Origin of the sequence: Azospirillum sp. CT11-132, from assembly GCF_047302835.1 — a bacterium.
Classification (GTDB): domain Bacteria; phylum Pseudomonadota; class Alphaproteobacteria; order Azospirillales; family Azospirillaceae; genus Azospirillum.
In genome coordinates, this window is the sequence record NZ_JBGLZA010000005.1 from 815,317 (window position 1) to 831,642 (window position 16,326).

The window sequence follows — 16,326 nt, forward strand, 5'->3', positions numbered from 1 at the left end:
GCGACACCACCCGAGATGCTGACTGGTTTGGATCTGCTTGCCGCCGATCAGAGGAGCTGTGCGCCCCTCAGGGCGACACCTTTCCAGCTTTCTGACGCCGGACCCGGGCCACCGCACCCCGCGTCGCCCGCAGGCGCTCGGTGTAGCGCGCCGACATCACCGGCGGCGTCCATCGCCCCGCCTGCATCAGCCCGGGCAGATCGACGCAGGCGGCCAGCAAATCCTGGGCGGCGCCAACGCGCAAGCTGTGGCCGCTGAAGCCGACGGCAAGCGGGTTGGCTTCGCCGGTGCGCCGCTCCACCACGCGGCGCACCGGCGCCGGGCTCATCCGCTCGCCGGCGCCGCTGCGCGACAGGTGGCAGAACAGGTAAGCCCCGTCCCGGGAGTGCAGCCCCTCCTCGTCCGCTTCGGCCGGCCACCGCGGCGCCACTGCCCGCCAAGCGGTGAGTGCCGCCACAGCCTCAGCCGGCAGCCAAGCTTCAGCGCCCTGCCCCTCCTGGTCGGTTTTGGAGCGGCGGATCCGAATGGTCGCCTCTCCCGGGTGTGCATCCGGGGTCAACGCAAGGTCGACCGGGCGCAGGTCGGCCCAGCGCAGCGCCACCAGCTCGTCGGCGCGGGCAAGGGTGTCGCGGCCGACCAGCAACAGCGCACGGTCGCGGAGATCGATGGGCTTCAGCGGTTTCAACCGGTCGGGCTGGGCCGGATCGAGCCGATCGAGGATGGGGGCCAGCACCGCGTCGATCAGCGCCGCCGCTCGGAGCCCACCGCACGCGCGTGCCCGCGCCGCTCCAGCGTCACTCTCCAGTGCCGGCAGGGGTCGGTATGCCCGACGGCGCGGTGGATCAGGCTGATCGACGCCAGGTAGCGCGCCACGGTCGTCGGCTTGCGGGAGCTGCCGAGGTCCCGGATGTAGTGCCCGACCGTCGCCGGCTCGGCGGGCAACCAGGACAGCCCCTGCGGACCGCACCAGCCGGCGAACAGCCGAACGTCCGCCTCGGTGGCGCGCAGGGTCGCCTTGGCATAACCGCGCTGGGCAACGTCCATGAACGTCCGCAGCGCCGCCATGGCGGCGTTGGCAAGATCGGGCTTGGGCACCGGCACGGCCACGGCCGACCCGGCGCACGGATTGGCCAAGCCGCCGGCGGCGTGCCACCAAGCGAGCGAGCTCCGGTAGCGCCGCAAGGTGGCCGGGGAGCGGCCGTCTGCGGCAGCCGCGCTCAGGAAGGCCGCCACCGTCTCCCCGCTGGCCGGCATTGCCGGACGCTTGGTCTGCCCGCACCAGCTCACGAACAGACGCCCGTCGCCGAGCAGGGCGCGCCGAGTGGACGCCGCCATGGACCGGGCGGCGAAGGCGGCGCGCAAACGCTTGACCTCGGCGGACGTCAGGGTCGGGACCAGAGCGAAGGGAATGGCGGCATCTATGGCCATCAGCGTGCGGTCGGTGGGCATGATGCCATCTGTCAGCGATCCCAATAAGCTTTACTCGCAAATCTCATAGAACCAAGCACTTGTTCCGGTCGCATTATCGTTAACTGGATACCAATAATGCAAACTGAAGCACGAGCCTGAGCTCAATAAGGTTAACCGGATCGCCCCGATGTCGGCTGCCCGCTCCGGAGGACCACGTCGCTTGTCGGACAAGTGCGGGCCGACAGCGGTCAAGCCGACGCTCAGGCGGGCGGCAGCATGGCCAAACGGCGACGCGTGCCTCCCGAAGACGGGCCTGCGGCCGGGTACCAGTCAAGGTTATTGAGATAGCTGGTAAAGGCTATTGAGGTCGAGGGGGCACCGGCAGCATGATCCCAGTTCACGTTATTGCGACCAGGATTCCGGCTGAAGCGGCTTCAGTAAAGGTTATTTCGCCAGCCGACAGCCAAGTTCGGGTGCCAGGATGGCGCCTTTTTTTATGTCCGTCAATAATAACGTCCTGATAACTGTCATTATCAGACCGTTATCAAAACCCAGTTTTGTGGATGTCCGATGTCGGTGCAGTTAGCAACGATCGCTACACTTGGCTATCCTGGCATGGCTTTTCTGGAGCCGCGATGATCGTCCCTTCCCTTCTCCCTGCCCTGCTCGCCGCCGAACGCGCGCTCGGCCGCCTCGACCAGGCGCTCGCCGGCGCGGCGCCGGCGCCTCGCCGCTGATGCCGCCCGCCGCTCGGCCGCCGCGGTGATCCGCCTCGACGGCCACCGCCTCGGCGCCCACGACTTCCAGCGCGCCTTGGCCACGCCGGAGCACGCCTAGGGCGAGGCCGCCCGCGCCGCCGTGTCACCAGAGCGCACCTCCGCCCGGCCCGCGGTAGACCTGGTCAGGGAGGTGGCCCGGGGGATGTCGTGGCCGCGGTGCGCGCCTCGATCGCCGCGCTGGAGGCGGTTGACCTCGAGGGCGGCGACGATCCAGAAGACGCTGACGGCGACAAGGCCACTGCTGTCTCGCCGCCGTTGACGCCCTGAACCCGGCCCTGGCTGGACGAGCTGCACCGGCGCTGGAGTGTTGCCCAGGGCGACCGTCCGGTCGGCCTTGACCAGACCCGCGCCGCCGATGCCGCTTCCGCACTGGAGGCGGTGGCGAAGGCCCTGGCGGCCGCCCCCGGCCTGCTCGGTGCGGCGGCAATCCGGACTCTGGCGCTGCGCCCCGATCCGGGAGCGCCGGAGCGCCGTGGCTACACGACGATGCCGAAAGCGCCACCATGCGCGCTGCGGTCGCGGCGGACCGGCCACCGACATCCTGGTGGAGCGTGGTGGTATGGCTCGCCGCCTCCGACCCGGTCCGCGAGGCCTGCCGGCTGCTTCATGCGCGGCCACCGGTGACGGCAGCCCTCGCTCGCGACGTCACCGGCTACCGGCTCGCCCTGGCCGGGACCGAGGGCGCCTGGACCCGCTGGGTCCTCGACAGCATGCCCGAACTGGTGACGCATGAGCTGGAACGGCTGCGCCACCTCGATCTGGTCCAGGAGCACTGGGAGGCGCGGCTGGCCGCCACACCGCGGCGCAGCAGCTCGCGTCTGCCCGACGTGCTCGACTGGCTGCACGACCGCCCGGCCTTCACCATCAGCCGGGTGGCGGGCGAACTGAAGGGGCGCTGCGGCCTGTCGCTGCGCGGGGTGCATCTGCTGGTGGAGCAGCTCGCCAAGGCCGGTGTGGTGCGCAACATCGCCGACCGCGGCGGTGAGCGGGTCTGGGCATGCGACCTCAGCTTCCTGCCGCCCGGCCGCTGAGCGGCTGGGCCTCATCCAATAGGCCATTGCGCATGTGCATCGGTCGACCGTTACCTGACGTCATGAGAAGATCGCAGGCGAGGCGGTAAGCCGCCTATTGTATCAACCGCAGGCGCGAACGCGTTCGGCAGCAAGAAGCCTTTCCGCCGCAAGGGTTGGATCGAAGCCGTTGATGCGTTGATCCATTGACGGCGTAACGGAGCGAAAGTTTTCGGCAGAAACCGACCACGGGTCAAGGACATGCGCGGCAAGTAATCGAGGGGTCGATTGGGCAGTTCATAGCCATTTCTCTGTGACGCAGGGCTGCGTAAGCGACTTGGCATGGCTGCGTGAACAGCCCAACGGTTGCAGACCGGCGGCGATGCAATGGGCTCGGCTGGGCGGGGGTCAGCGGCCGCGCAACGTGAACAGCAGATTGCCAAGGTCGGCAAGACCGCGCGGCTGCGGCGTTGGCAGCAGTCCCCCGGTCCCGTCGTCCAAACCGTCATCGGGAAAGAGTGGGTGACGCCGCGCGAGGCGGGCGCGCAGGGCAACAGCTTCGGCTTCGGCGACGCGGGTCCGCTCCTGCAACGCTGCATTCTCAACCGTCAGCCGGTCGACTTCGGCCCGCAGCGCCGCTAACTCGGCTTCATGTGACGCGGCTCCAATGGATGAGGCCACTGTCGGCACAGCATCTGGGGCCGCCGGGGTAATCCCCGCGAGCAAATCGAGCGTACCGGGATCCTCGGGATCAATGGCCATCGCAATGGTCTCCGCCTTCTCGTGCTAAAGGTATGATAGCATAAGCGGATCCCCGCTGCACCGCTGGACGGAGGCGACACCCGCCTCCTCCGGAGTAGCGCCAACCGGTCATCCTCCTCAGCAGGTGACGCCGTGATGGGCCGATGCGGCTGTAAGCCTCCATCTTGGCAGTCGCCGAGGGAGAACTCTCTGCCAACATGGCGGAAAACTTGGCTTTAATCGCCCTTACAAGCCACTGCCAGCGCCGTGCCATACCCCTGTACGGCCTCTGCCGGGCGCCGAGGGCATCCGCGGCGAAACCGCCGGGCCGCGCCGCTACGGACGCCGGCGGGGACGGCCGAAGATCGTGGTGCCCACCTGCTCGCAGCGCATGGAGGTCGACTACGCCGCACTCGACACCCTGCTCGCCGATACCAACCGGGTCGTCGAACGCGTGCAGCTTCTGCTTAAGAGCCGGTGACGGACTCCGCGACGCCCTGACGACCGGGTCGTTGACGGGCTGACCAGGCGGTCGTGCGTGCACCGCCAGACTGGAGGCGAGCGGTGGACGCCTATTCGTCAGGTGGGCGGCGGGTGCAACCGCGTGTCCAGCGCAAACCGCTCCTGGGAGCGCATCGTATACGCCCCCGCCGCCAGAGACGCGACGAACAAAAGGTTCCAGCTGTGCGAGGACACGGCGCTTGGGATGAGGACAAACTTGTGTGCGCTCAGCACAGCATCGCCGAACTGCTGCTGCCCAAAGCTAGGGATGCCGGGACGAAGCCAGTTGGGGTTAGACACCTCGGCCGGTGTGACCACATGGACGGCGGCAGGGTCGGTTATGGTCAGAGCCGTCAGCGCATGCGGGACGGTGTCGAGCGCTTTGAAGCCCTTGTGGACCGCAACCTCGAGGATCGCGGTTGCCGGATCGAGAGAGCAGTAGACGGCGCGAACCCCTTTGCTGTTCCAGCGGCCGCCGAAGCGGTAGGCCCCTTCGCCGCTGTCCCAGGTTGTGCGGGAGGGCTCCGGGTCGAGCCGCCACGCGACCAGCTCAGTGCCGCCCAGCGTCGCCGGCAAGGGTGTCACGTGTAAACCCCGGAAGCCATCCGCCCCAGGTAATCCTCGACCATCTCGACCCCGGTGGGCGTGTCCAGCAGGTCCAGCGGACGGTTGTTGTCCAGCCCAATGGCCGGACGCTCCAGCCACTGCTCGGCCTCCTCCTGGGAGCCGAAGACCTCAGAGGCCTGGGCCAGAACCTCGGCCAGCTTCCAGGTCCGCCCACCCTGCTCGGGGCTGAGCGGCTTGTCTGGTGCCCCCTTGCGGCGCTGATAGGTGCGCACGCTCATCCCCACGGCGGACTCGATGCTCGCCGGCGTGAGGACCCGAAGGTGGGTCACGAGATGGTGCAGCGCGCCACCAGGCAAGCCAGTCTTGATGGCGTTGTGGGCATCGAGTTGCGTCATCACTGGGCGTTTGAACACCCGCGAACCACCGAGCAGGTCGATGACCCGCTGATAGGGTCCCGTCTCACCCCGTTCAGTGTCGGACCCGACCGCGGCCATGGCGTTCTCCGTCATCTGTCGCCAAAAATGTGACACATGACGCAATGGGATTCAAGCCACCACCTCGCTCGCGGCCGAACGTCCTCCCGCGTTCGTCACCAGCCGGTCAGGAAGGCATGTGCCCGATGGCTCGCTGCACGTCGACAACAGGGTTGGCATCGCCGAAGCTGTGCCGCTCCATAATCGTCTCGATCTCAGCGAAAGTCGCCGCATTGATCTCGACAATCGTCCGCTCGACACCACCGTTCGTTGGCCAAGTCGTCACCGTCGCACAGTCGCGCCAAACTTCGACCGCGGTGTTGTTGTAGAAGTAGCCACCATCGCAGTCGGGCACGCCACGCTCGGTACCAGTAACATCTTCGCGATCGCTAGGGTGCCCGACCTCGTCCCAGAGTGCGCAGCCCGCTGCCTGTTCAATCGACTGGTCGCCCTCGGTGCCGTCCGCGAGCTGGCCGGGCAAACCACCACCCGCCTCTACGGGCTCTCAGTGAGGGACCATGGCACCGCCTCCCGAAAAAGCCGCCAATAACCTGTCGTTCGACCGGGCCTTGGCCAATTCGCCGCCCGAGCGGCGGTGGCAGGAGTGGATGAGCCGGGTTGAGGCGGTGATTTTCACTTCGCCCTTCGGTGCCCCGGACGATGCGCCCCACCGCCTATCGCCAGCCAGTGACCCGGCGTGATCTGGAGTGCCTGCTCGGCCGTACTATTGATCTCGACGCTGTCAGCCGCCCACGTACGGCGGGGCTCGGCGACGCCATTGTACTCGACGTCCCCCTCCCCTACCGGGGCGCCGGCCTCACCGGACGCCGTGGACCGAGCGCCGCTCCCACCGGCCCGGCCGCAATCCCGCCCCGACTCACCAGCTCGCTGGCCGAAATGGCCAATACGTCGGCCCATGTGACGGCAAGGATCCACGCCATGACATCCCACGATGATGAGGCGGTCCCACCGACACCACACGCTAATTGTCGGAAGAGGGGGCCGGGATCAGCAGAACGCGCCACCCTATGCGAGCGCATCTCGTCGCGAGAAAGCTTCCCGCCCTATGGCGGTGGTTTCAATCCATTGATGGACCAGACGGCTACGGCGAAACAGTGGGGAAGCTCTCAATAAGAAGCGAAAGATCTACGAAGTAAAGGAGTGAAAATCACATCCTCGACGTTGGGCACCTAATCTTAGGCCTGTTTGTTTGCAGTCACTCACTCCAGGTAAAGGCTATGCCACTCGGAGCGCTGTAGCCATCCGGCTTGGCTTTGATCAGGGCAACGGGAGACCGTGCGGGTTGCCCGGTGAAGGGGTTGTAGCTTACACGCGTCGCATACTCTCCGTTTCCAGCCCACATCGCTCCGGTTTCATCCTCCCAAACTTCGCCGACCGCCTCACCATAAGCTCCCTGAGGAGCATGGTAGTGTATGCGGTTTCGTTCACGCATTCGGCCCTCCATCAATTCTGTGCCGTCTATACACTGCCCTGGCCCCAACCACATTTGGGAGTGTCACGTATTGCTCCGACGCCGCTTGCGACCGAGGAATTGGCTGCGGATAATGCGCCACCTTCTTTCATTGCAGGGCGCCCGTTCCAACCACATCTGGAGACGTGCGAGGAGACGTACCGCGTGTTTTCCCCCTCTGACCTCCGCCGCTTTTTCGATGCCGGCTCGCTTGACCGGGGCCGGCACTATTGGGCGGACGGCCGCGTCCAGACCATTGAGGCGCAACGGCGCCGAGGGGATGGCTGGACCGTGACGTCAATGGTCCGAGGCTCAGGTCGCGCGCTCTACGGCCAGGACATCACGGTGAAACTCGTCAATGGCGTGCTCCGGCAGGTGGAGGGGGTGTGCGACTGTCCGGTGGGGTACAATTGCAAGCATGTCGCCGCAGCGCTGCTGGCCTGGGCAGAGCGCAGCACCACTGCCACCAGCCAACCGTCTGAACGGCCATCCTTCGCTCGATACGCCCCGTCATTGCCGTCGCCGTCGGCTGTTGCCGTTCAGGACAAGACGCCGCCTGGAGAACCCGGGCTCTCGGCTCCGGTGAAGGATTTGCTGTCGCGGCTGACGGCGGCGGTCCTGCGTGAAACCGCAGAGCAGTATGCCGACACCGTCCGTAAGCGGCTGCTCTACGTCCTGCGCCTTGATGACACCCCCTCCGGCGACCGCAGGCTGCTGCTGCGTATCCTCTCGGCCACCTTGCGCAAGGATGGCCAGTTCGCCAACGATGACAAGGCCTATGATGCCTATCAGTTCGGCACGCTGAATTCGGCGAAGTTTGTCACCCCGGCCGACCACGCGCTGCTGAATGCCGTGTCGCGCAACGCACAAGCCGGTCCGCACGGGTTCGTGCTGTCGGCCGACGTCGCCCCTTGGCTGATCGAACGCATGCTGCCCACTGGCCGGCTCTATTGGCAGGATGTCCGCAGCGGCAGAGCGCTGCGCTCAGGCCCTGTCCTGACCGGAACACCGCGTTGGCAGACCGACGGCGCCGGCCGCCAGCGCTTCACCATTGCGCTCCAGCCGAACGCCGTCGAAGCGCCGCCGGCCATCGTGCTGCCGACGGTGCCGCTGCTCTATGTCGATCCCACAAACGCCATCTGCGGTTCCGTCGTCGCCGCGACGGTGTCACCGCAGATCGCCGTGGCGCTGCTGACTGCCCCGCCGCTGCCGCCGGGCGAGGTGGCCGCCTTCCGGGCTGAGGCGGAACGGCTCGGAGACCGGCTGCCAGTGCTGCCGGACGCCCCGGCGCGGACCGAACATCGCCGTATTGTGCCGCGGCCGGTGCTGCGGCTGAGCATGGCCCGGCTGGCGGGGCTGTCCTCCTTGTACCCCTCGGCCTATGGGATGATAGGGATGCCCGAACTCCCGGTCGCCGACCTCCATTTCGACTATGCCGGCACCCGGCTGCATTGGAAACGGCGAGGACCGCCGCTGCAATGGATGGAGGACGGTGTCCTCGTCATCGCCAAGCCTCAGCCGAAAGAGGAGAAGACGGCGATCAAACGACTGGAGGAGGCTGGCCTCGCCATCCCGCCACTGCCGCTCAGCGTCGGTGGCGCCTCACCGGTCCGCGACGAGTTGTTCGCCGCCCCCGGCGACGATCTCGATGAACGGTCGATCTGGTTGAGCTTCTGCCATTCGGTGCTTCCCGACCTACGGGCCGCCGGCTGGATCATTGAGATCGCTCCCGATTTCCCCTTCGAGGTTCTGGACGCGCCCAAGGACTGGGCGTTTGAGATTGAGGATGGCTCCGGGATCGACTGGTTTGGCCTGTCGCTTGGCGTCGACATTGGCGGTGAGCGCATCGATCTGCTGCCGGTGCTGCGCGAGGTGATTGATGCGCTCACCCGGATCGACCCGGACCTGCTCGACGATGAGTATTTCGACGACGAGGTCTTCGACGAAGATGCCGATGGAGAGGAGGGTACCGCTAGGACGGATGGCCGGACGCCGGGGCTGGCGGCGGTGCTGGAGCAGTTGGCGCCTTCCGGGACAATGTTCGTGCGGATCGGCTCCACCCGCTACATCCCGCTGGAGGTGGAGCGGGTGGCGCCGATGATCGGCGTGCTGATGGAGCTGTTCGGCCTGCAGTCTGGCGGCGGCGAACTGCGCATTGGCCGGTCCCATCTGGGCGACCTGTCGGCGCTGGAGGAGGCAGCATCGGCTGCCGGCATCCCGCTGCTCGGCGCCAACGCCGTCCGCGGCATGGCCAAGACCCTGCGCGAAGCGGGCGGTGTGCCAACGGTGCCCCCACCACAGGGGCTGCACGCCACCTTGCGCCCGTACCAGCAGGCGGGGCTCGACTGGCTGCAGTTCCTCGCCGCCCACGGTTTCGGCGGCATCCTTGCCGACGACATGGGGTTAGGAAAGACCTTGCAGGCGCTGGCCCATCTGCTGGTGGACAAGGAGGCTGGCCGGCTTGACCGCCCCAGCCTGCTGGTGGCGCCGACCAGTGTGCTCGGCAACTGGCGCGCGGAGGTGCAGCGTTTCGCTCCCAGCCTGCGCACGCTGGTCCTGCACGGGCCCCAGCGCAAGGCGGCGCAGGGTTCGTTGACCGAGTACGACTTGGTGGTGACCTCTTACGCGCTGCTGCCGCGCGACCGCGCGGTGCTCGAGGCCCAGCCATGGCATCTGGCGATCTTCGACGAAGCGCAATATCTCAAGAACCCCATTGGCCAAGCGAGCAAGGCGGCACAGGCACTGGAGGCACGCCAGCGCCTCTGCCTGACCGGCACCCCGGTGGAGAACAACCTGGACGAGTTGTGGGCGCTGTTTGCCGTCAGCGTGCCCTCACTGTTCGGCGACCGCACCGGCTATCGCCGGACCTTCCGCACCCCCATCGAAAAGCACGGCGATGCCGACCGCCAGCGCGTGCTGGCCCGCCGCGTCCGCCCCTTCCTGTTGCGCCGGACCAAGGAGGAGGTGGCGGCGGAGCTGCCGCCCAAGACCGAGATCTTGGAAGCGGTGGAGCCCGGCGGCGGCCAGCGCGACCTCTACGAAACCATCCGCCTGACCATGGACCAGCGCGTGCGCGACGAGGTGGCGCGCAAGGGGCTGGCGCGCAGCCGCATCACCATCCTGGACGCACTGCTGAAGCTGCGGCAGGTCTGCTGCGATCCACGGCTGGTGAAGCTGGAGAGTGCGCGCAAGAGGGTGCCAAAGGGGGCGGCGTCGGCCAAGCTGGAGCGGCTGTTGGAGATGCTGCCGGAGCTGCTGGCCGACGGTCGGCGCATCCTGCTGTTCTCGCAGTTCACCTCGATGTTCGACCTGATCCGGCCGGAACTCGACCGACTCGCCATCCCCTTCGTCGAACTGACCGGTGACACAAGGGACCGCGAGACCCCAGTCCGGCGCTTCCAGGCAGGCGAGGTGCCGCTATTCCTCATCAGCCTGAAGGCCGGCGGCACCGGGCTGAACCTGACCGCCGCCGACACGGTGATCCACTATGACCCTTGGTGGAACCCGGCGGTCGAGGATCAGGCGACCGACCGCGCCCACCGCATCGGCCAGGACAAGCCGGTCTTCGTCTACAAGTTGGTCACCAGCGGTACTGTGGAGGAACGTATGGTACAACTCCAAGAGCGCAAGCGCCGGCTGGGGGAGGCGGTTTACGACCGGGGCCAGACGGCGGAGGAACTGCTGACCGCAGACGACCTCGATTTCCTGTTGGCTCCCATCGACGGGTGACATCGGCGAACGGATGAGACGCCGAATGCTCTCACCTGACCACGCCTCGCTTTGTCGAGAGCCTCGCCGTCTAACGGTATGATGCCCATCTGACGGTTTCACGGAAAATCATCTGCTGTGCTTTGCGCGGCTGGCCGATGCTGTGGCGCGCCGCGCGCTTCCCTTACGTCTGAGCAAGTACGTCCGCTCTGCCTGCCGACCCTCCAGCCTGTTTGCCGCTCTGCTCGTGAAGGAGCATCTTCGCCTGAACCACTGCGGCTTGGAGGATCTGCTGCGGATCTCGGGGCAACTCCGCCGCCTGTTCGCCTTCCTGATCGGCCTTCGGTGCAGCCGGTCGAACGAGCCGCTGGCTTGGGTGCCTGGTGGCGCCATGTAGAGCTGGTCGATACCCCTTCTTTGGCGAAGTCGGGATCAACCCACGCGCCGAACAACCTCGCCTGCTGGCGCCACTTCAGGCCTTCTCGGATGACGATCTCGCTGATCCGACTGCGGCGCATAGCGATCCCCTGCTAGCTCGGATAGGCGACCAGGCGATCCAGCGTCCAGACTGCAAAGGGCAGGCCCAGCTCGGATGGGCAGGTCAGGGCGGCGGCGATGACGGCGCGGCGCGGCCGAATTGGTCGGTGGGCGCCTGGTGCGCACATCCTCCTTCAGCCCGTCCAGGCCACATGCGTTGAAGCGGTTCAGCCTGTAGCGCACCGTGTTGCCACATAGGTCCATGCGGGTCGCGCTCTGCTCCGCCTTCAGGCCGCTCATGGCATGTGCGATAATCTGGGCAGGCCGGACCAGCCGAGCTCCGAGGGTGTGCGAGCGTGTGATCCCCTGCACGTCCGTCCGCTCGTCCTCACTCAACTCCCGCAGCTGAAGCGTCCTGGTTCGGCTCCCAAACCGATGCCGATGCCCCCTCAACAGATGCGAAGGTCCAGTGATCTCAGAAGCTGTTCGTAAACGTCGCGCGCTGCCGGCTTGGGTGTCGAGCCGGCGCAGGCGTCGGGAGAGGATGGAGATGAAGGCGATCTGGACGAAGGCGACGAGGTGCTCCTTCGTCCGCTCGACAATGGTGTTCAATCGACGGTAGCGGCTGATCCAGCTGAAGGAGCGCCCCACGACCCAGGCGATTTCGGTCGGGATGAACACGCCGTCGCGACCGCGGGCAACCGGCTGGATGCATCGCCTCGCGGCACCCTGCTGAGGGTCTCGCCCGCAAGGTTTGACGCGACGGTCGAGTGCGCCGGCACCCCTGCCCTACCCTGCCTTACCCTGCCCTTCTGATCTGGCGCGCGGTGTCTCGCTTGCCAGCGCCTCCGCCGAGCGCTATGTCGACAAGGCCATGTCCGTCCTGGCCGACGCCTCCAAGGCGATGGAAATCACCATCGACGTCGACCGCGACATGCACGTCAATCCGGCGGCACGGCTTGGCGTGGACACCGCGGCGCTCGATGTCATCGCTAACGCCCTGCCCGGCTACTCAGTCGAGGACCGAATGCGCCTCGTCAAGGTTGTGGAAGCCCAGCGCGTCGAGTCAAGGGGCGCTTTGCCCTGCTCTCCCGGTCGGAGCGCGACTACGCCGCAAGCCTTTCCTCGTTCACCGCCGAGCCATTGGAGAACACCACAGCAAACCGTCTACACGACGCCCTACTCGGCCGTGATGCAGCGCTTCGCGTCCAGAAGGCTGACCGTTTTTACGCGTGGCGGCCGACCTCTACCGGCTTACACCTGACGCCGCCGCGTCGAAGGCCCCGCATACCGGCCTTACCGCGCTGCGCCATGGATTGATGGTGCTTGGCGGTCAGTCGTTCAACGCCAACCCAACCTCACCCACGATGGCGCCCTGCCGCTAGGATCGCGCGCAGGTCGCGTTCAACGCCATGGCTCAGGTGATCGCCAGCGCGCAGCAGGAAGAGCGCGACCGGGCCGACCGGCTGCTCCGGCTCAATTCCTTCGCCATGGCGACCGACCTTTCGCTGGACCGCTCGATCGAAGGAGCCGACCAACATCGACCGCATGCGGCTGGCCCGCCTGTACGACAGCCTCACCACAGAGGGTGCGGATCAGCAGCGCTTCATAGCAACTATCGGCATCGACAGTTCCGGCACCACTGGCTACAAGGTTGTCGCCGAGGCGTTTGACGCGGTGGCCTTCCTCGGCAGCGTGCGTGCCATGTCCGCCCGGGCCGGCGGCGAGGTGGCGCAGCGCCTGGGCGAGGTGATCGCCGATCCGGTCTCGCCGACACGCTGAAGGAGGCCAGCGTGCCGAAGCATACAATCATCAATACCGACGCGTGCCATTACGTGCGCTGTGGTTGGATGCTGACCTACAGGCTGCGCCCCACCTCTGTATCTGCGAACATCTCCAGAGAGTGGAAGCATGCTTCCAGTTAGCCATTAACATGTGGCGCCGCTTGCTGTCGGCCGCAGCGGAGCTTCGGTGTGGAGAGCATAGGGCAGGGCGGCGCTCAGAGGTGGAAGCATGCTTCCATTTCAATGTGGGCAGGATAGCGCCCCGGTAGCACGCTTGGCTCATGCCCCTCCGAGTCGTTGTCTGACAGGGTCACTTCGATGGAAGCAGAATGGAAGCATGCCTCCACTTTGAGCGCGCGCATTCCTCAGGGCAGTGGCGCGCATGAATGGCGTGTCTCAATCGACACGCAATGCTGCTGATAATTCCATATGATCGCTGAATACGTTGACCTCGCTGATAAGCCTGAGGATGTTGGCAAAACAAGGATGCTGATCAAGCGTCCGGGGCGAGAGAGCAGGGGAGAGGTGCATGGACGGGGTTCTCGCGGTAGCCTCCAGCAAAGGTGGCGTAGGAAAGACAACCACTATCGTTATGCTTGCAGAACACTTTCGCAAATGTGGCACTGTCGCTCTGCTCGACGCCGACCCGAACCAGAAACTTATCTCCTGGCTCGGTAATGAGAAAGGGGAGAGCCGGGTGGAAGGCATTACCCTTATGTCTCTCCTCGGCCGGAACATCGTCGAGGCAATCACCGACACCAAGGCACAACATGACGTCGTAATCGTCGATTTCGCTGGAGCGCTGACCCAAGAAATGGTCTTTGGTTTTGGCTACGCTTCGGCCGTGGTCATCCCGTCGGGCTCGAGCAAAGGGGACATCGACGAGGCTCGCAAGACCTACCAGGTTGTTGAGCAGACGACAGCCTTGCTGTCCGCCGGAAACCCCTCCTTCTCCTTGCCGGCAAAGGTGCTCCTGTGCAAGGTCCGGCCCAACACTGACACCTACAAGGCGGCCAAGCAGCAGTTGGCCGCGTGGAACGTGCCCGTGTTCGGTGACGATGCGCATGTTCCCCACCGCACTTCGTTTGAAAAAGCCTGGTGGCATAAGTGTTCGCCGCAAGAAGTGTCCGACAAGGTGCTCAAGAAGCAGATCGCTACCGTCTGCACTGCAATCGCGTCGCTCGCTGGATTGGCGCCGCCGGAGGCAAAGCCAGGAAAGGGCAGGGCGCTTCGTGCAAAGAAGGCCGCTCCGGCCGCGACCCCAGCGTGAGGGGAGGATAGACCGTGGCCAAAAAGCCTTTGCCGATCGACACCGGTTCGTCCCCGAGCAGCGCGCCCGCAGGGCAGGATGTAATCAGCATCCTGCGATCCGCGACAGCGGGGATGCCGAGCCTAACCAACCCGCAGGGTGGGGCGGTCGGCAAATCCGCTGTTCCGACCTCTCCGTTGCTGTCGGAGAGGACATCCGGCTCGATCGAAATTCTGCCGCCGGAAGGCAAGCCTGACTCCGTTGCCGATTATGTGACGACTATCTCCCGCCTCTACGACGAGGCAGAGGAACGGTTCGTTCAGATTGGCCGCCACCTCATTGAGGCGAAGGCGCGGCTCCAGCATGGAGAATGGAGCAAGATGGTAGCCTTGCTACCGTTCTCGCACCGCACGGCCACCATGCTAATGACGGCTGCACGAGCCATCACGAACCGCACCATCGCTCCAGAGCGGGCGCCACGATCCTGGGCCAACGTGTACCTTTTGGCGAGCATGTCGGAGGATGAGCGCAAACTGGCTGAGGAGCGAGATCTTATCCGTCCAGACGTCACGCGACGCGAAATCCTCGCATTCCGCCGCCAAGTCTCTGGAGGAGGGCAGGGCGGTGACGATCTCATGTCCGAAGCCATGGACTCCGTTGCTGAGGAGATCGCACGGCTCCTCCAAGAAAAAGCCCGTATCGAAGCGCGGCTGGCGGAACTGCAAGGTAGCCGCGTCGCCGCGACGGTCGAAGCAGACGACTGATCCACAAGACTGGAAGCATGCTTCCGGTTCACAACTGGGTGGAAGGTTGGGGAGGGGCAGGGCGATCGGCTCCCTCCCCTTCCATCATAGCCAAAATTCGTCGTTGGCCCGCTCCATGCGCAAATCGGATCGCTGACCTCGTGATAGGATTCCTCCGACAAGACATTGGAGGATCCACATGCGCGCACTCGTCGCCGCATCCATCTCCGCCATCTCGACTTCGTCGACGAGCCGGCCGACGACCGCAGCGTGAGCCTCTGGAGGGCATCGTCAAGGTGGGCTGGCCGGACCCGGGAAGCGTCGGTATAAGGCGGGGATGACGACGCGCCCCGATCGCATGTACGTCGGCTACCGCTTCCCTGCCGAGGTGATCAGGTACGCGGTGTACCTCTACTTTCGCTTTCCGCTGAGCCTACGCATGGTCGAGGAGATGCTGGCGCTACGCGGCATCGCGGTGAGCTATGAAACGATCCGTCAGTGGGGCCTGAAGTTCGGCCGCGGGATTGCCACCGGCATCCGCCAGCGCCGCCTGGCTCGCAATGACAAGTCCCCATGTCTGCCTGGGCTGAGGATGGTGGTCCGTCTCGCGATGTGCACCGTTCGGGAGTTACCCCGGCTCATCGCCGACGTCGGTGTTGTCAGGTTGGGCTGGGCCGCTCCGGCGTGGCAGGTTGGCGAGCATGAGCAGGGCGTCCAATCCCTATCGTGGTTTCCGCTTTCTGGCCGAGATCATCAGCGAAGCGGTGTGGCTGTATCATTGCTTCAGCTTCAGCCTGTGGAAAGTCGAACTGATCCTGGCGACGCGAGGCATCGAGGTCAGTTACGAGACCATCCGGGAGTGGGGCCTCCGGTTCGGGCGCGACTTCGCCAACACCCTCAGGCGTCGTCGGCCCAAGCCGGGCGACCAGTGGTTCCTGGATGACGTGTTCATCCGCATCCGCGGCAAGCAGCACTACCTGTGGCGCGCCATCGACCAGAACGGGGTGGTGCTGGACATCCCGGTACAGAGCCGGCGCAACACGAAGGGGGCCATGCGCTTCTTTCGCAAACTGCTGAAAGGGCTGCACTATGCGCCGCGGGTCGTCATCACCGACAAGCTGAAAACCTACGCGGCAGCGAAGAGGGGGATGAGGCTCGGCAACGAAGATCGGCAAAGCCAATACCTGAACAATCGCTGCGAAGTCTTGCACCAGCTGACCCGACGGCGCGAGCGGCACATGCAGCGGTTCAAATCCGCCCAGCAGGCCCAGCAATTTCTCTCCAGCCACAGCCCGGTCCACAATGACTTCCAACTGCACCGCCACCTGATCTCCTCCTCCGAGCACCGTGCCGCCCGCGCTCGCGCCTTCACCGTTTGGCGCGAGGTGACTGGCCTTGCTCAGGTCAGCTGAC

14 protein-coding genes and 1 pseudogene are annotated in these 16,326 nt (G+C 65.6%); 8 read left to right on the top strand and 7 right to left on the bottom strand.

The genetic code is table 11. The features are described 5' to 3' along the window. Positions 1-67: 67 nt before the first annotated feature. Positions 68-733: a tyrosine-type recombinase/integrase gene (locus tag ACCD06_RS23400; protein WP_413343898.1), complete on the bottom strand. Its 666-nt coding sequence runs from the start codon at positions 731-733 to the stop codon at positions 68-70. Positions 734-741: 8 nt separating this feature from the next. Further along, entirely contained in the window at positions 742-1,473 is a 732-nt protein-coding gene (locus tag ACCD06_RS23405) for a hypothetical protein (RefSeq protein ID WP_413343900.1), read from the bottom strand. 1,219 nt (positions 1,474-2,692) lie between these two features. Between ACCD06_RS23405 and ACCD06_RS23410 the strand changes: the two genes are divergently transcribed. After that, positions 2,693-3,220, top strand: a complete 528-nt coding sequence (locus ACCD06_RS23410) for a hypothetical protein (RefSeq protein WP_413343902.1) — start codon at positions 2,693-2,695, stop codon at positions 3,218-3,220. A gap of 387 nt (positions 3,221-3,607) precedes the next feature. Here the strand turns inward: ACCD06_RS23410 and ACCD06_RS23415 are convergent, their stop codons facing one another. The 4 genes from ACCD06_RS23415 to ACCD06_RS23430 form a co-directional block, all read right to left on the bottom strand. Next, a complete protein-coding gene (locus ACCD06_RS23415; RefSeq protein ID WP_413343904.1) occupies positions 3,608-3,961 on the bottom strand; it encodes a hypothetical protein in 354 nt (117 codons plus the stop codon). Positions 3,962-4,519: 558 nt separating this feature from the next. Continuing rightward, positions 4,520-5,017, bottom strand: a complete 498-nt coding sequence (locus tag ACCD06_RS23420) for an RES family NAD+ phosphorylase (RefSeq protein WP_413343906.1) — start codon at positions 5,015-5,017, stop codon at positions 4,520-4,522. A gap of 5 nt (positions 5,018-5,022) precedes the next feature. Continuing rightward, positions 5,023-5,502 carry an antitoxin Xre/MbcA/ParS toxin-binding domain-containing protein gene (locus ACCD06_RS23425; protein WP_413343908.1) on the bottom strand — a complete coding sequence of 160 codons (480 nt, stop codon included), beginning with the start codon at positions 5,500-5,502 and terminating at the stop codon, positions 5,023-5,025. Positions 5,503-5,608: 106 nt separating this feature from the next. Beyond that, positions 5,609-5,962, bottom strand: coding sequence for a hypothetical protein (locus tag ACCD06_RS23430; protein ID WP_413343910.1), 354 nt, complete (start codon positions 5,960-5,962; stop codon positions 5,609-5,611). Positions 5,963-7,297: 1,335 nt separating this feature from the next. Here ACCD06_RS23430 and ACCD06_RS23435 point away from each other — a divergent pair. After that, positions 7,298-10,681: an SNF2-related protein gene (locus ACCD06_RS23435; protein ID WP_413343912.1), complete on the top strand. Its 3,384-nt coding sequence runs from the start codon at positions 7,298-7,300 to the stop codon at positions 10,679-10,681. Between the two features lie 411 nt (positions 10,682-11,092). Here ACCD06_RS23435 and ACCD06_RS23440 read toward each other — a convergent pair whose 3' ends face one another. Then, positions 11,093-11,818 (bottom strand): hypothetical protein, encoded by a 726-nt coding sequence (locus ACCD06_RS23440; RefSeq protein WP_413343914.1) that lies wholly within the window; start codon positions 11,816-11,818, stop codon positions 11,093-11,095. Positions 11,819-12,011: 193 nt separating this feature from the next. Between ACCD06_RS23440 and ACCD06_RS23445 the strand changes: the two genes are divergently transcribed. From ACCD06_RS23445 to ACCD06_RS23470, 6 genes and pseudogenes are all read left to right on the top strand, one after another. Beyond that, on the top strand, positions 12,012-12,401 hold the full coding sequence (locus ACCD06_RS23445; RefSeq protein WP_109156423.1) for a hypothetical protein: 390 nt from the start codon (positions 12,012-12,014) through the stop codon (positions 12,399-12,401). Between the two features lie 284 nt (positions 12,402-12,685). After that, complete coding sequence (locus ACCD06_RS23450) at positions 12,686-12,919, top strand: hypothetical protein (RefSeq protein ID WP_109156422.1); 234 nt, start codon at positions 12,686-12,688, stop codon at positions 12,917-12,919. 531 nt (positions 12,920-13,450) lie between these two features. Next, complete coding sequence (locus tag ACCD06_RS23455) at positions 13,451-14,191, top strand: ParA family protein (protein WP_109156421.1); 741 nt, start codon at positions 13,451-13,453, stop codon at positions 14,189-14,191. Positions 14,192-14,205: 14 nt separating this feature from the next. Then, positions 14,206-14,934 (top strand): DUF3102 domain-containing protein, encoded by a 729-nt coding sequence (locus tag ACCD06_RS23460; RefSeq protein WP_109156420.1) that lies wholly within the window; start codon positions 14,206-14,208, stop codon positions 14,932-14,934. Positions 14,935-15,289: 355 nt separating this feature from the next. Continuing rightward, positions 15,290-15,478, top strand: a pseudogene (locus tag ACCD06_RS23465) (IS6 family transposase); the annotation flags it as partial. Between the two features lie 136 nt (positions 15,479-15,614). Beyond that, a complete protein-coding gene (locus tag ACCD06_RS23470) occupies positions 15,615-16,325 on the top strand; it encodes an IS6 family transposase (protein ID WP_413343917.1) in 711 nt (236 codons plus the stop codon). The last annotated feature ends 1 nt before the right edge of the window (position 16,326 follow it).

Bases quoted from the DNA above. Each gene is read 5' to 3' on its own strand.
- ACCD06_RS23445 (WP_109156423.1), top strand. From the start codon at position 12,012: ATGTCCGTCCTGGCCGACGCCTCCAAGGCGATGGAAATCACCATCGAC.
- ACCD06_RS23455 (WP_109156421.1), top strand. From the start codon at position 13,451: ATGGACGGGGTTCTCGCGGTAGCCTCCAGCAAAGGTGGCGTAGGAAAG.
- ACCD06_RS23470 (WP_413343917.1), top strand. From the start codon at position 15,615: ATGAGCAGGGCGTCCAATCCCTATCGTGGTTTCCGCTTTCTGGCCGAG.
- ACCD06_RS23450 (WP_109156422.1), top strand. From the start codon at position 12,686: ATGCGGCTGGCCCGCCTGTACGACAGCCTCACCACAGAGGGTGCGGAT.
- ACCD06_RS23410 (WP_413343902.1), top strand. From the start codon at position 2,693: ATGCGCGCTGCGGTCGCGGCGGACCGGCCACCGACATCCTGGTGGAGC.
- ACCD06_RS23415 (WP_413343904.1), bottom strand. From the start codon at position 3,961: ATGGCCATTGATCCCGAGGATCCCGGTACGCTCGATTTGCTCGCGGGG.
- ACCD06_RS23425 (WP_413343908.1), bottom strand. From the start codon at position 5,502: ATGGCCGCGGTCGGGTCCGACACTGAACGGGGTGAGACGGGACCCTAT.